The sequence below is a fragment of the Effusibacillus pohliae DSM 22757 genome (assembly GCF_000376225.1).
GTDB lineage: Bacteria > Bacillota > Bacilli > Tumebacillales > Effusibacillaceae > Effusibacillus > Effusibacillus pohliae.
The window spans coordinates 16,980-31,315 of sequence record NZ_AQXL01000101.1; the positions used below are offsets into that span (position 1 = coordinate 16,980).

Annotated in this window: 13 protein-coding genes; 10 read left to right on the top strand and 3 right to left on the bottom strand. The window is 56.8% G+C overall.

Annotated elements, in window-relative coordinates; all coding sequences use genetic code 11:
- Positions 1–26: 26 nt before the first annotated feature.
- Entirely contained in the window at positions 27–1,616 is a 1,590-nt protein-coding gene (spoVB, locus tag C230_RS19435; RefSeq protein WP_018130834.1) for a stage V sporulation protein B, read from the bottom strand.
- Positions 1,617–1,761: 145 nt separating this feature from the next.
- Between spoVB and C230_RS0104440 the strand changes: the two genes are divergently transcribed.
- From C230_RS0104440 to C230_RS0104485, 10 genes are all read left to right on the top strand, one after another.
- Positions 1,762–1,992: a post-transcriptional regulator gene (locus tag C230_RS0104440; protein ID WP_018130835.1), complete on the top strand. Its 231-nt coding sequence runs from the start codon at positions 1,762–1,764 to the stop codon at positions 1,990–1,992.
- A gap of 63 nt (positions 1,993–2,055) precedes the next feature.
- A complete protein-coding gene (gene secD / locus C230_RS0104445) occupies positions 2,056–3,285 on the top strand; it encodes a protein translocase subunit SecD (RefSeq protein ID WP_018130836.1) in 1,230 nt (409 codons plus the stop codon).
- Positions 3,282–4,169 (top strand): protein translocase subunit SecF, encoded by an 888-nt coding sequence (gene secF, locus C230_RS0104450; RefSeq protein ID WP_018130837.1) that lies wholly within the window; start codon positions 3,282–3,284, stop codon positions 4,167–4,169. The genes secD and secF overlap by 4 nt, the downstream gene beginning before the upstream one ends.
- Before the next feature lie 88 nt (positions 4,170–4,257).
- Positions 4,258–6,780: a single-stranded-DNA-specific exonuclease RecJ gene (recJ, locus tag C230_RS19440; protein ID WP_156807343.1), complete on the top strand. Its 2,523-nt coding sequence runs from the start codon at positions 4,258–4,260 to the stop codon at positions 6,778–6,780.
- Positions 6,777–7,289 (top strand): adenine phosphoribosyltransferase, encoded by a 513-nt coding sequence (locus tag C230_RS0104460; RefSeq protein ID WP_018130839.1) that lies wholly within the window; start codon positions 6,777–6,779, stop codon positions 7,287–7,289. The genes recJ and C230_RS0104460 overlap by 4 nt, the downstream gene beginning before the upstream one ends.
- Positions 7,285–9,471, top strand: coding sequence for a RelA/SpoT family protein (locus C230_RS0104465; protein ID WP_156807346.1), 2,187 nt, complete (start codon positions 7,285–7,287; stop codon positions 9,469–9,471). Before C230_RS0104460 ends, C230_RS0104465 begins: the two co-directional genes overlap by 5 nt.
- A gap of 50 nt (positions 9,472–9,521) precedes the next feature.
- A complete protein-coding gene (dtd, locus tag C230_RS0104470) occupies positions 9,522–9,971 on the top strand; it encodes a D-aminoacyl-tRNA deacylase (protein ID WP_018130841.1) in 450 nt (149 codons plus the stop codon).
- 179 nt (positions 9,972–10,150) lie between these two features.
- Positions 10,151–10,570: a hypothetical protein gene (locus tag C230_RS0104475; RefSeq protein WP_018130842.1), complete on the top strand. Its 420-nt coding sequence runs from the start codon at positions 10,151–10,153 to the stop codon at positions 10,568–10,570.
- Between the two features lie 116 nt (positions 10,571–10,686).
- Positions 10,687–11,601 carry an ABC transporter ATP-binding protein gene (locus tag C230_RS0104480; protein ID WP_018130843.1) on the top strand — a complete coding sequence of 305 codons (915 nt, stop codon included), beginning with the start codon at positions 10,687–10,689 and terminating at the stop codon, positions 11,599–11,601.
- Complete coding sequence (locus tag C230_RS0104485; protein WP_018130844.1) at positions 11,598–12,338, top strand: ABC transporter permease; 741 nt, start codon at positions 11,598–11,600, stop codon at positions 12,336–12,338. The genes C230_RS0104480 and C230_RS0104485 overlap by 4 nt, the downstream gene beginning before the upstream one ends.
- A gap of 88 nt (positions 12,339–12,426) precedes the next feature.
- Here C230_RS0104485 and ku read toward each other — a convergent pair whose 3' ends face one another.
- Positions 12,427–13,455, bottom strand: a complete 1,029-nt coding sequence (gene ku, locus C230_RS19445) for a non-homologous end joining protein Ku (protein WP_018130845.1) — start codon at positions 13,453–13,455, stop codon at positions 12,427–12,429.
- Positions 13,456–13,713: 258 nt separating this feature from the next.
- On the bottom strand, positions 13,714–14,028 hold the full coding sequence (locus tag C230_RS0104495; RefSeq protein WP_018130846.1) for a hypothetical protein: 315 nt from the start codon (positions 14,026–14,028) through the stop codon (positions 13,714–13,716).
- Between the last annotated feature and the right edge of the window lie 308 nt (positions 14,029–14,336).

A 14,336-nucleotide genomic window follows, 5' to 3' on the forward strand; every position in this document is an offset into this window, starting at 1 on the left:
CGTCTGCGGGAGCCTTGCTACTGTACCTATTTCACAAACGGAATCCACTGCAACACTCTCGCCATCGCCGGTCCCACATAGGGAATTCGCCGCACCGTGTGCAGCGACAGCGCGCGGAACAGGAACAACAGCATCAGATACACCGCCATGCCGATCGAGATGCTGAAGATCACCGTGTAGTTGGCGCTCATGCCGGCGCTGACCGCTTTTGCCTGGATGATGATCAGCGACATGACGAGCGTGGAAATCAGGATTTTCATTGTGTCGACCAGGTCGATGTAGAAGCCGATCAGCCGCGTTACTGCCAGGAAGTACGCGCAGCAGACCACCACGTTCGATACGACGACCGCCCAGGCGACCCCCATGATTCCGACTCCCGGTTTCGATGCAAACCAGTAGATGATCGCCAGTTTGATCGCCGAACCGGCAATCGAGTACGCCATCGCCTGCCCCGCCTTGTTCATTCCCTGCAAAATGCCGGACAGGGGCGATTTCAAATAGATGAAAAAGCCGACCGGCGCCATCACCGCCAGAATCGGTCCGGCGTCGGGGGTGTTGTAGATCGCTGTCGACAGTTCGGTCGCCAACAGAGTGAAAATGACGGATGATGGCAGCCCGATCATCGCCGTGAAGCGAAATGCCTGGTACAGCCTTCTCTGCACCAGCATCGGTTGATGGAGGGCGACCGCTTCCGAGATGGAAGGGACCAGGGTAGTTGCCAACGCGTATGTGAAGACGGTCGGCAATACAAGCAAGGACACCGCGTAGCCGGAATACAGGCCGAATGCGGCGGTCGCTTCTTCTTTCAGCAGCCCTGATGCAAGCAAAGCGCGCGGGATCAAAAGCGTTTCCAGCCAGTAGACAAACGAGCCGATCACGCCCGACACCAGCACCGGCACCGCCACTTCAAACAGCGAGCGGATCGTTTTCGCATAGGATTCCGGTTGTGCTCCCGGCGGCATGGGCGGCATCGGGATCCGCTGCCACCGGTATTTTCGCCAGTAGCAGAAGGCGATGTACGCCAGATAGGTCAATTCACCGGCCAATACGCCGAGCATCGCTCCTGCCGACGCTTTCACGAGGTCGGGCATGCAGGCATACACGATGGCGAGCGTCAGGCTGCAGCGGACGACCGTTTCCAGGATCCAGCCGACGGAAGGCGGGGTCTGATTTTGAATGCCCTGAAAATAGCCGCGCAAAATGGATGACCAGGAGATCACCAGGATCGTCGGTGCCATCGCCAAAACGGTGTAGTACGTGCGGGAATCGGTCAGCACGTGCTGAGTCAGCCACGGTGCCAATGCGAGCAGTGCGATCGTCAACAAAGTGGATAATGCAGTCACAACCACGGTGGTAAACCCCATCACCCGCTTGACCTTGCGGCGGTCGCCGACGGCGATCGCTTCCGCCACCACTTTTGACACTGCGGTGGGCAATCCGACGGTTGACAAGGTCAGAATCATCATTAACATGGGGAACACCATGCGGAACAGCCCAATTCCTTCAGGTCCGATCACCCGGTTGAGAACAATCTGCATCCCCATCCCGATGATTTTGGTGATCACGCTGGCAAGGACCAGAACCATCGCCCCATGCAGGAATGATTGTTTGCTCATAGTGCCGTCCCCTCTGTCCAGAGTCTCTCTACCAAACCTATGCGGACAGGTGCAGGGTTAGTCCCAAAATTAGCGGCAGGATTTTTTTCAAAAAAATCGAATTAGAAAAAAGCGATACAAGCGACTTCAAAAGGGGGCATTCCCTTTGGACGACAAGGAATTGTCTGCCATGATCGAGCAGTTGTGCCATTCGAAAGCGGAGGAGTTTCGGCTGTTGGGCTATCACGTGGAGGGAGCGGACATCTGGAAGTGCGTTTCCAGCCAATACAAAAAGGAAATGCCTCCCCTTCACAAGATCGTCAACGACATTTTGTCATTGAAAGCGAACAAATACATGAATTGGGCGATGCTGGAAGCGTACAAAGGGGTAAATTGACACTGTTGAAGGACAAGCCGTATACTGAAGCTATTGACTGAGCAGTCGTTGAAGGAGGCCATTATGAAGTGGAGTAAACTGATTACGCTCCTGATCGTGCTGGCACTGTTTGCCGGATTGGCGGGAATGACCACCAAGCGGTTGTGGGACGGCATCCCGCTGGGACTCGATCTGCAGGGCGGATTTGACGTGTTATACGAGGTGCTGCCCGCGGACAACCAACCGGTTACGCGGGAAGGCGTGCTGGCTACGCAACGGGCCCTGGAAAATCGGGTGAACGCGCTCGGTGTACGGGAGCCGAACATCACGATCGAAGGGACCAACCGGATCCGCGTCCAGTTGGCCGGGGTCGAGAACCAGGAGGAAGCGAAGCGGATTCTCGGCGAGCCGGCGAAACTGGAATTTCGTGCGCCGGACGACAAGACCGTACTGCTGACAGGGGCCGATTTGAAACCGAATGCGCGTTATCAGCAGGACCCGAACACGGGGCGGCCGGAAGTGGCGGTCGAGTTTGCAGATCCGAAAAAATTGCAGGATGTGACGACCAAGTACCTCGGTCAACAGATGGGAATCTGGTTGAATGGCCGAATGCTTTCGAAACCTTTTATCCAGGCTGTCATTTCGGACGGAAAAGCGGTCATTAACGGAATGGCCAGCCCGAAAGAAGCCAACGAACTGGCGACGCTACTGAACGCCGGAGCACTGCCCTACCCGATCAAGGAACTGTCGTCGATGTCCGTCGGGGCGACGCTGGGACAGGCGGCGTTGCAGAAAACGCTGTACGCGGCGGGCATCGCGTTCATTCTGATTTTTGTGTTCATGCTCGTCGTCTATCGTTTGCCCGGACTGATCGCCAACATCGCGCTCCTGATGTACATGTATCTGCTGGTCGCGGTGTTCCGGGGAATGGACATCGTGCTCACGCTGCCGGGACTTGCGGCGCTGGTGCTCGGCGTCGGGATGGCGGTTGACGTGAACATCATCGCGTACGAACGGATGAAAGACGAATTCCGCGCCGGCAAGACGCTGCTGTCGGCCGTGATCATGGGGCAGAAACGGTCGCTGCCGACGATCATCGACGCCAACACTACCTCGCTGATCGCGGGTGCCATCATGTTGTGGTTCGGCTCCGGTCAGGTTCGCGGCTTTGCGATCGCCCACATCATTTCCATACTGGCGTCATTTCTGACGGCGGTGCTCCTGTCCCGCTGGATGCTGTTGCTGCTCGTGCGGTCGAATCTGGTGAAAAATCCGTGGTGGTTTGGAGCCCCCAAGGAGGGCAAGGCGCAATGAGACGATTTGATATTGTACGCAAGCGAAAATGGTTCTTTCTCGTCTCGATCGTGTTGGCTATTGCCGGCATGGTCGCGATGTTGACGATGGGGTTGAATCTCGGGACCGATTTTAAAGCGGGAACGCGCGTGCAGGTGCAACTGGGGCCCGGATTCTCCAGCTCTGAAGTGGTCAATCTGTTTGACCAGATGGGGCTGCACGGGGCACATGTGACGTCGGCGGGCAACCAGGGGGAGACGGCCGTCATCCGGCTGGCGCAAAAGATTACCCCAGAACAGGAAGCGACGATTAAACAGACACTGAAAAGCAAGTACCCGAACGCACTCGACCCGGAAATCGTGTCGGTCGACCCGAGCGTGGCGCGCGAATTGACGCAGAAAGCGTTCTGGGCGTTGCTGGCCGCTTCGGTCGGGATTATCGTCTATATGGCGATCCGGTTTGAATACCGGTTCGCGATTTCCGGTGTCATCTCGCTGCTGCAAGTGGTGCTGCTGGTGGTCTCGATCTTCGCGTTGCTGCAGCTGGAGATCGACCTGCCGTTTATTGCCGCGGTCCTGACGATCGTCGGATATAGCATTCATGATACGATCGTGATTTTTGACCGGATTCGCGAAAAGATGAAATATGCGAAAGTGAAAACCAAGAGCGACCTGGAAGATCTGGTCAACCAATCGCTGTGGGAGACGATGAACCGCTCGATCAACACCATTTTGACGGTGATTTTTGCGGCAGGCGCCTTGTGGCTCTTGGGCGGGCAGGCGATCCGCAACTTTTCGCTGGCGCTGTTGATCGGCCTGGTCATCGGCGGGATGTCGTCGATTTTCATCGCTTCGCAGCTGTGGGTGACTTGGCGGGCCCGCAGTTTGAAAGAGGCGGCGAAGTAAGCGGACAATTTGCCAGATAGGAAAGACCAACAAGGCGGACTTGTTGGTCTTTTTGCAGAACACGAGCTGGGGAAAGGATTTGCGCTGCATGAAACAGACGAAACGGTGGCTGCTCGCCGAGGCGGACGCACAACTGGCCGGCAGGCTGGCAGAACAGCTTGGCCTGCCGCCGGTGATCGCCAGGCTGTTGGTCCGCCGCGGAATTGTGGATGCCGATGCCGCAAGGCGGTTTCTCAATCCGGACCGGTCCGGATTTTACGACCCGTTTTTGATGAAGGACATGGAAAAAGCGGTGGCACGAATCCGACAAGCGATCGCCAGCGGCGAGCGGATCATGGTATACGGAGACTACGATGCGGACGGAGCGACGTCGACCAGCCTGATGTACCTGGCGCTGAAACAACTGGGAGCCCAAGTCGAATTTTACATACCGGATCGGTTTGCAGAGGGGTACGGTCTGAACGGTCCCGCTCTGGTGCAGGCAAAAGACCGGGGCTTTCGACTGGTGGTGACGGTGGATAACGGAATTGCGGCGGTCGAGGAAGCCCGTATCGCGAATCAGTTGGGGCTCGACCTGATCGTCACCGACCATCACACTCCGCCGGATGTGCTGCCGGACGCCTATGCGATTTTGAATCCGAAGCAGCCGGGCTGCCGCTATCCCGACAAAATGCTGGCCGGTGTGGGCGTCGCGTTCAAAGTGGCGCAGGCGCTGTTGGGCAAACTGCCGGAAGAGTTTCTTGATCTGGCAGCCGTCGGGACGATCGCCGACCTGGCGCCGCTGGTCGATGAAAACCGCCTGTTTGCCTGCTGCGGGCTGGAACGGATCAATCAAAGTCCCCGCCTCGGCCTGCAGGCGCTGATCGAGGTAAGCGGCTTACAGGGAAAAGTGATTACGGCGGGTCACGTCGGGTTTGCACTTGGCCCGCGGATCAACGCAGCGGGTCGGTTGGATTCGGCCACCTATGCGGTCGAGCTGCTGACAACGGAAGATGAGGCGCGCGCTTGGGAACTCGCCCGTTTTTTGAATGAACGCAACCAGGAGCGGCAGGATCTGAGTACGCAGATGTTCGAAGAAGCGGTGCACGAGGTGGAGGCCCATCCCGAATGGCTGAACGACCGCGTGCTCGTGATCGCCAAGGAAGGGTGGAACGCGGGCGTGATCGGGATCGTCGCGTCCCGCCTTGTCGAACGCTATTACCGCCCGACGTTGATGATTTCGCTGAGCGATGGAATGGGCAAAGGGTCCGCCCGCAGCATCGACGGGTTTCATTTGTACGATGCGATGAACGGCTGCCGGGAACTGTTCGAGCATTTTGGCGGACACAAGATGGCGGCCGGATTTTCGATTGAAGCGGACAAAATCGGGGAACTGCGCACCCGTATGAATCAAATTGCGCAGGAAATATTGGCGCCGGAGGATCTGATTCCGAAAATTGACATCGACGCGGAAGTGGACTTGCTTTCGCTCGATTTCGAGTTTGTTGAAATGGTGGAGCGGCTCGCGCCGTTCGGTTTTGGCAATCCCAGCCCTCGCTTTCAACTGAACGGATTGGATCTGGAACTCTGCCGTTCGGTCGGGCAAACGGGAGAACATCTGCAGCTGCAGGTTGCAAAAGGGAGCGCGAAGCTGGCGGGCATCGCGTTTCGCCGCGGTGAGGAAGCCGATTTGATCAATCAATGGCAGCGGCTGGATCTGGTGGGCGAGCTTGCGATCAACGAGTGGAACGGGCGGCGAAGTCTGCAGTTGATTTTGGATGACTGGCGGCCGAACGCGATCCAGGTGTTTGACTGCCGGCAGGTGCAGGACAAGCCGCGCTGGTTGGGAGAACAGGCGGGGCAGAAAGACCTGGTGGTGATCTGTTTCCATCCGGAATCGGTGGCGGAGGTGACCCGCGCCCTGGAGCCGTACCCATGGCAGGAGCCGCACACGCACCGCGTGTATACGGCGGATGCGGAAGGATATTTGAGCGAGGTCTGGAGCACCCTCTGGTCCGTTGGGGGAGCGTCGGTTGCACGCGACGAAGCGATCGCCGCCTGGCAGCAGGCGGCGGTTGCATGTGAGAAGGGGGCCGAGCCGGCAAACGCCGGTCAGGAGGAACCCGATTTTCTCAGCGGAGATGTGGTGCTGTACGACTTGCCGCTTTCCTTGCAGCAGTACCAGACTGTATTGCAAAAAATGGCCGGAGCCTGCCGCCTGCACCTGCTGCACGGAGCGGCCGACAAACGGTGGATGGAGCAGCAGCAGTCGTTTTTGCTACCGGATCGGAAATTTTTTGCCGGCATTTACAAACTGCTGCTGGAAACAGGTTCCGCTACGGATGAGCAGATCCGGCAGCGGCTGAAACCGGTGTATCACGAGGCGGCCAATCTGGTGCTCGCGGTTTTTGTCGAACTGGGGTTTGCAGTTCGCCGCGGGAACACGTATCATGTGAATAAGGGGAGTATCAAACGATCTTTAGAAGAGTCAGACCTGTATCGCGAGCGGCTGGCGCGAATCGATGCCTGCAGGCGGGTGATTGCGGCGCTGATCGATTCGTCTGGCGAGCAAGCGGTGGCGCAGGTTCTGCGGTGGGTAACCGCCAAGTCGGAAGGAGTACGGGGCATATGAATTTAAAGGAAAAAATTCGGGTGATTCCCGATTTCCCGGAGCCGGGAATTCGGTTTAAGGATATTACGACGTTGCTGCAAGATGGGGAAGCGTTCAAGTATGCGATCGACCAGATGGCCCAGTTTGCACAGGAACGTCGGGCGGATTTGATCGCGGGGCCGGAAGCGCGCGGGTTCGTGCTTGCCGCTCCGCTCGCCTATGCAACGGGACTTGGCTTTATACCGATCCGCAAGGCGGGCAAACTGCCCGGCGAGACGGTGAGCGTCGCCTATGAACTGGAGTACGGAAAGGACAAGTTGGAGATTCACCGGGATGCGATCCGGCCGGGTCAACGGGTCGTCATCGCCGACGATTTGCTGGCGACCGGCGGCACCATCTCGTCCACCATCAAACTGGTCGAGGAGCTCGGCGGCGTGGTGGTCGGGCTCGCCTTCATGATCGAGCTGACTTATTTGCCTGGCAGGGAGAAGTTGCAGGGCTATGATGTCTTCACGCTTGTCCAATATTGATCAGGAGAAGGTGGTGTCCGTGGGCATTGAGCGCCTTTGCGAAAAACTCGGCCGGTATGGTACACCGGAAGACGTGCAGCTGGTGCGTCGTGCCTACGAGTTTGCCAAGGAAGCTCATCAGGGACAGCAGCGCCGTTCGGGGGAAGAGTATATCACCCATCCGATTGCCGTCGCCGAAATTCTGGCCGATCTGGAACTGGATGCGGTGACGCTGGCGGCTGCGCTGCTGCACGATGTGGTGGAGGACACACCTGTTACGGAAGAGCAGTTGGTGGCCGAATTCGGATCGGAAATCCGGGATCTGGTCGACGGCGTGACGAAACTGGGACGCCTGAAATACCTGTCAAAGGAAGAACAGCAGGCGGAAAACCTGCGCAAAATGTTCCTCGCGATGGCGAAGGACATCCGCGTGATTTTGATCAAGTTGGCGGACAGGCTCCACAACATGCGCACGTTAAAGCATCTGCCGCCGGAAAAACAGCAGCGGATCGCAACCGAAACGCTGGAGATTTTTGCGCCGCTCGCCCATCGGCTGGGGATCTCCAAAATCAAGTTCGAGCTGGAGGATACGGCGCTTCGCTACCTGAACCCGCAACAATACTACCGGATTGTCAACCTGATGGCGAAAAAGCGGCGAGAGCGGGAAGAGTACATCCAGGAAGTCATCGACACCCTGAAAACCAAACTGAAGGAAATCGACATTCCGGCGGAAGTCAACGGCCGGGCGAAACACATCTACAGCATCTACCGGAAAATGACCACCCAGAACAAGCAGTTTAACGAAATCTACGATTTGCTGGCCGTCCGCGTGATCGTCGATTCGATCAAGGATTGCTACGCGATTCTGGGGATCGTGCATACATTGTGGAAGCCGATGCCGGGCCGGTTCAAGGATTACATCGCGATGCCGAAACCGAACATGTACCAAAGTCTGCACACCACAGTCATCGGACCGCGCGGTGAACCGCTGGAGATCCAGATCCGGACCTGGGAGATGCACCGTACGGCCGAGTACGGAATCGCTGCCCACTGGCTGTACAAAGAAGGCAAGCATGGCGCGAAAGATCTGTCGTTTGTGCAAAAAATGGCCTGGTTCCGGGAGATTCTCGAGTGGCAGCAGGATCTGAAAGACGCTCAGGAGTTCATGGAAACCCTGAAAATCGACCTGTTCGCCGACGAGGTGTTCGTGTTCACGCCGAAAGGCGCAGTCATTTCGTTGCCGCGGGGGGCAGTGCCGATCGATTTTGCCTACCGGATTCACACGGATATCGGCAACCGCACGATCGGCGCGAAAGTCAACGGCAAGATTGTGCCGCTTGATTACAAGCTGCAGACGGGCGACATCGTCGAGATTTTAACCTCGAAAACATCGTTCGGACCGAGCCGCGATTGGCTGAAGATTGTCAAATCGCCGCAGGCGAAGAGCAAGATCCGTGCTTGGTTCAAGAAGGAAAAGCGGGAAGAGAACATTCTCAAAGGCCGCGAGTTGCTAGAGAAGGAGATCAAGAAGCACGGCCTGGAAGTATCGGACGTCCTGACGGAGAAAAATCTGTCGGAAGTGATGAGTAAGTTCAACTTCACGAAAGAGGACGACTTGCTGGCGTCGCTCGGGTACGGGGCCGTGTCGCCGCAACAGGTGATGACGCGGCTCTTGGAAAAGGTGAAGAAGGAAAATCCGGAAGAGCTGCCCAATCTGCCCGAAATTCGGGAACCGAACCGGCAGCAGCAAAAGAACGGGATGGGTGTCCGGGTGCGCGGCGTCGACAATCTGTTGATCCGGTTTTCCCGCTGCTGCAATCCGGTGCCCGGCGATGAAATCGTCGGCTTTGTGACGCGCGGGCGGGGAGTGTCGGTGCACCGCACAGACTGCCCGAACATCAAGCACAACAAGGATGAGGAAAAAAGGTTCCTTGAGGTCGAATGGGAAAGCTCGCCGGCGATCGCCTACAACGTCGATATTGAGGTGACGGCGCTCGACCGCAGAGGACTGACGGTGGAAGTGATGAACGCGATCGCGGAAACGAAAACGGACATCACGGCCGTATCAGCCCGCGCCGACAAGCGGAAGATCGCGACGATCCACCTGCAGATCAACATCCGCAACGTCGACCACCTGCATACGGTGGTGGAGCGGATCAAGCGGATCAAGGATGTGTACACGGTCAGACGGATTATGCAGTAGGCGGCTGGGCGTTACTTTGCCCGGAGGCATCTGTGAGGTGATGGTTTGGTATGCGAATTGTAGTACAACGGGCGTCGCAGGGGCGCGTGCTGGTGGATGGGAATGTGACGGGTGAGATCGGCCGGGGGCTGGTCTTGCTGGTGGGCGTCACGCATGGCGACACGGAACAGGATGCCGACTACCTGGCGGAAAAGGTGGTCGGCTTGCGGATTTTTGAGGATGCGGAAAGAAAAATGAACCTCTCTCTGCTCGATGTGGGAGGGGCGATTTTATCCGTCTCCCAGTTCACCTTGTACGGGGATTGCCGGAAAGGGCGCCGGCCGAATTTTATGGAAGCGGCCAGACCGGAGCACGCGAACCGGCTGTATGAGTATTTCAACGAAAAAATTCGCTCGCTCGGCGTCCGCGTGGAAACCGGCGTGTTCGGCGCGATGATGGAAGTGGAATTGGTCAACGACGGGCCTGTGACATTGCTGTTGGACAGCCGAAAAGATTTTTGATATGGACGATAGGGAGCCAATTTCCTGCGGGAAGTCGGCTCTTTTCGCGTGTAAACCGATCCAGATGCTGACAAAACGTTTCCAGCATGAGAAAATAGTTGCGGAATCGTGGAAACTTCATTCTTCAAAAGTGGTGCCAATATACTGATATAAAATCGTGAAGAAACGGGGGAGAAGGGATGGCGAAATCACTGGTGGAACGCTGTCATGAGGTGATGAACTTCCTGGACGAAAAGCGGGCGGAGCGGCTGCGGCACGCGAAAGCCCTGCTGCAGGCCCGCGGCAAGGACCAGCTTCTGCACGCGATTCCGTTTCTTCAGCTCGAATTGTTGATGCATCAGGAAGTGCGCACTTTGTGGCCCTATCTGCTGGCCATCCCGGACAGGGAGGAGACCCGCTATTTTTGCGACATGTACGAGTGCAAGCTAGAGGATTTGGGGAAGCGGGTGCAAACGAGAATCAACGAGATGATCCGGTTTCTCGACGTGATCGAAAACAAGCTGCACAAAACCTATCCGCCCGGGTCGTTTTGGGTTGCCATCCGCGAGGAATTGCTGGCCAAAATTTGCCGGGAAGCCCGCAAAGTGCTGGAGGAGTAGCGAAACAGGATCGATGCGGAGTCTGCGCGCGATCTTTTTTTGTTTTGGCTGAAACCTATCGCACAGTTGTTGCGTAATAGTACTTGTGAGTTTTTGATTCAGAGAGGAGGAACCCCATGTCGATTGCCATTTTGGTGGAAGACTTGCACAAGCGTTACAAAGACAACCACGCGGTGCGTGGGGTCAGTTTTACGGTGGAAAAAGGGGAGATCTTCGGGATTGTCGGTCCGAACGGGGCCGGCAAGACAACGACGATCGAAATCATGGAGGGGCTGCGCCGGCGGGACTCGGGCACGGTCCGGATTCTCGGCCTCGATCCGGACACGGACGAAGCGGAACTTCGTCAGTTGATCGGCGTGCAGTTTCAATCGACGTCGATTCAGGAACGGATGAAAGTGAAGGAAGCAATCGAGCTGTTTTCCTCATTCTATCGCAAACGGGGCGACATCGACCGGATCGTCCGTTTGCTCGGACTGGAAAATCAGCTCGATGCGTATTTTAAAGATCTGTCGGGCGGCTGGAAGCAGCGGGTAACGCTGGCGCTTGCCACGATTCACGACCCGGAGGTCGTGTTCCTCGATGAGCCGAGCACCGGCCTCGATCCGCAGGCCAGACGCGAGCTGTGGGATTTGATCCGCGGGTTGCGGGAAGAAGGAAAAACGATCGTCGTCACCACCCATTACATGGAAGAAGCAGAAAAATTATGCGACCGCGTCGCGATGTTCAAACAGGGCCGGGTGGCGGCGCTCGACACGCCGAAACGGCTCGTGACGCAGCTGGCGGCCGCCAATTTTCTGTCGTTTGCATCGGAAAATACGGACCTGCAGGTGATCCGCACCATCCCTGGTGTGGAAAGAGTGGAGCGGGACGGGGAGACGATCCGTGTGCACAGCAAAGACCTGCAGCACGCATCGTACCATTTGTTTCAACTGGCGCATGATCTCAACTGGCGAATCGAAGCGTTCCGGTTTGAGATCGGCAGCCTGGACGATCTGTTTGTCGAATTGGTGGAAAAGGAGCGAACGGCATGACTTCGTTGGCACGTTTGACGGCGATTGAAATCAAACTGTTTTTCCGAGAAAAAGCGGCTGTGTTCTGGACGTTTCTGTTTCCGGTGATGATGATCTGGCTGTTCGGTGCGATGTTCGGCGACAAAAAAATCGGTGGAATCAGCTACATAAACGCGTATGTGCCGTCCTGGATTGCGATCAACCTGTTGACCACGGCCGTCTTCACTTTGGGGACGGTCCTGACCGGCTATCGGGAAACGGGAGTGTTGCGCCGGTTTCAGGCGACTCCCGTCCGGCCGTGGATGGTGATCGGCGCGCATGTCGTCCATGGCACGCTGATTTTCCTGATCAGTGCGGCGGTTCTGTTTCTGTTTGGCCTGCTTGCCTATGGCATGCAGACTCCCAAAGACGTTGGCAGCACGATTCTGGCGGTGGCGCTTTCGATTCTGGCGATCTTTCCGTTTGGGCTGTTTATCACCTCGCTTGCCAAAAATACGCGGACGGCGGCTGCCATCAGCTCGCTGGTGCTGAACCTGATGCTGTTTTTGTCGGGCGCCACGTTCCCGCTCGAGATGATGCCGAAATTCCTGCAGACGGTGGCGAAGATCTTGCCGCTCTACTATGTGATCGATCTGCTGCGGCAAACTTGGAACAATGCCCCGATTTGGGAAAATGGGCTCGATGTGGCAGTGCTGGCCGGATTGTCCGTGGCATCGATCCTCTTGGCAGTCAGGTTTTTTCGATGGAGTTCTGAGTAAAATGGTCCGGTCCCCGGCGCCGGCCAACAGGGGAACTCGGCGGAGGAGGGCGCTTCGGAACACGGAGCGCCCTTTTCCCAGAGACCATTTAGCCTGTCACCCGCCGCCTCCGCCGCTTCGGCTTCTCCGCGGCCGGCACAGCGGTTCCCGCTCCCGTATCCAATTCCGCCTCGTTTGGCTCGCGCCTCGGGCCGACCGTTGGCCGATTCGCTGCTACGCCGGCGGCTGCCCCTGCCGGGTGTCTCGGATCCGCCGCCGGCCGGCTGGTTACCATGCCGGTTGCGGCTACCGCCATTGGTTCCCGCTCCTGCTGCCGCTCTTCTGCCCGCTCCGCTTCGTCTGCCGTTTTCGTCGCCTGCAGGCTCCGCTTGAGCGCCTCCATCAGGTCGACCACATTGTCCGCCCGTGGCGCGGCGGCCGGCTGCTCGACTTCCTCGTTCTCGATCTTCGCTTCGATCAGTTCCCGCAGCGCCTCTTCATAATCGCTTTTGTAATCGCCGCGGAACGTCTCGCTGATTCCCTCAATCAATTTCGTGGCCATTTCCAATTCGGCTTCGCTGATCTGAATCCCGGCGATGCCCTCGATTCCGGGCACCCCCTCGACCGCCCGCACTTCCGCCGGATAGTGGATCATGTTCAGGACAAGACAATTTTTGTGCAGGCGGATGACGGCCAGATGTTCGCTGGTGCGAAACGCCACTTTCGCAACCGCCGCTGTTTCCGTCCGATTCATTGCCTCGTACAGCAGCTTGTAGGGCTTGCCGCCGTACTCGCCCGGCCCCAGGTAATACGCTTTCTCGTAATAGATCGGATCGATGCTGTCTTTTGCGGTGAAGTGCAAAATTTCGATCGTCCGCAACGTCGGCAGCGGCAGATTTTCCAGATCGTCGTCGGTGATGATGATATAGTTGCCGGGCGCGTACTCGTAGCCGCGAATGATCTCTCTTTGCTCCACTTCCCGGTGGCAGACGGGACACCATTTTTTGTATTGGATCGGATGTTTGCAATTTTCATGCAGGCTGCGGAAGCTCGTTTTGTGATCGTCCGTCGCTTTATACAGGCTGACCGGGATATTCACCAGGCCGAAACTAATACTGCCTTTCCACATCGATCGCATTGGCGTTTGGACTCCTTTTTTCCTTACGGTGCCCCGAACGAGGGGCGATCACTCGCCCGGCACCGCCTTCGGTAAAGGAAAATCAGCGAAAAGCGTTCACCACATCACCCAGCAAAGTGACGCAGTACTTCGCAGCCTACTCCGGGTACTTTGCTCGGGTCCCAAGTACGGTTGTTCGGCACAGGCGCATCCAGGTGCCTAACGCGGAGTTGATCAAAAAAACCCTGAACCGTCGCAGGTTCAGGGTGTTCGCCCGTTTTATTCAACCGGAACGTCGCTTTCGTCCCTCGACTCTTCCAGCCATTCATCCAGCACCTGTTTGTCAAGCACTTGGTTTGTGATCATCGAGAGCTGTTTGAATGTGAACAGATCCCGCCAGTTGGCGCCCGCGCTGCCGGCGATGCGGATCGTGGTCAAGAGGCTGGCCCACGCCGCGTGCCGTTTGTACCAGAAGAAAGACTGGTTTTCCATCATATAGGGGTAGAGGTCGTCGAACGACGTATGCTTGCATGCAACCGTCCGGTCGAATTCCTCTTTCGCTTCCCGGACAAATTGTAAAAAGTCAAAAGCCATCGATCTCCCCTCCCTTCCTTTTTTGTAGACTCTCGGAATTAAAATTTCCTTACAGGCTCTAGTCTCTTGACTAGGGCCATTTATTGTTTCACCCCCAAAACAGGAGTGCGAACAAATTTTCCTCTTGACTTTTTCAAATCACCCCAACAATCGCGATGGAGGCATCTAATTGCCTACTACTAGACGGTTTGGGTGATGTTCATGATTCCTGTTGCTCGTTCTCATGAAGCCTACCTGCAGTTCGTTGTTGAACAACTTGATGTAGAGTACAACAATCCCGCATCCAAGGAACTCCTGCAAAAGTTCTT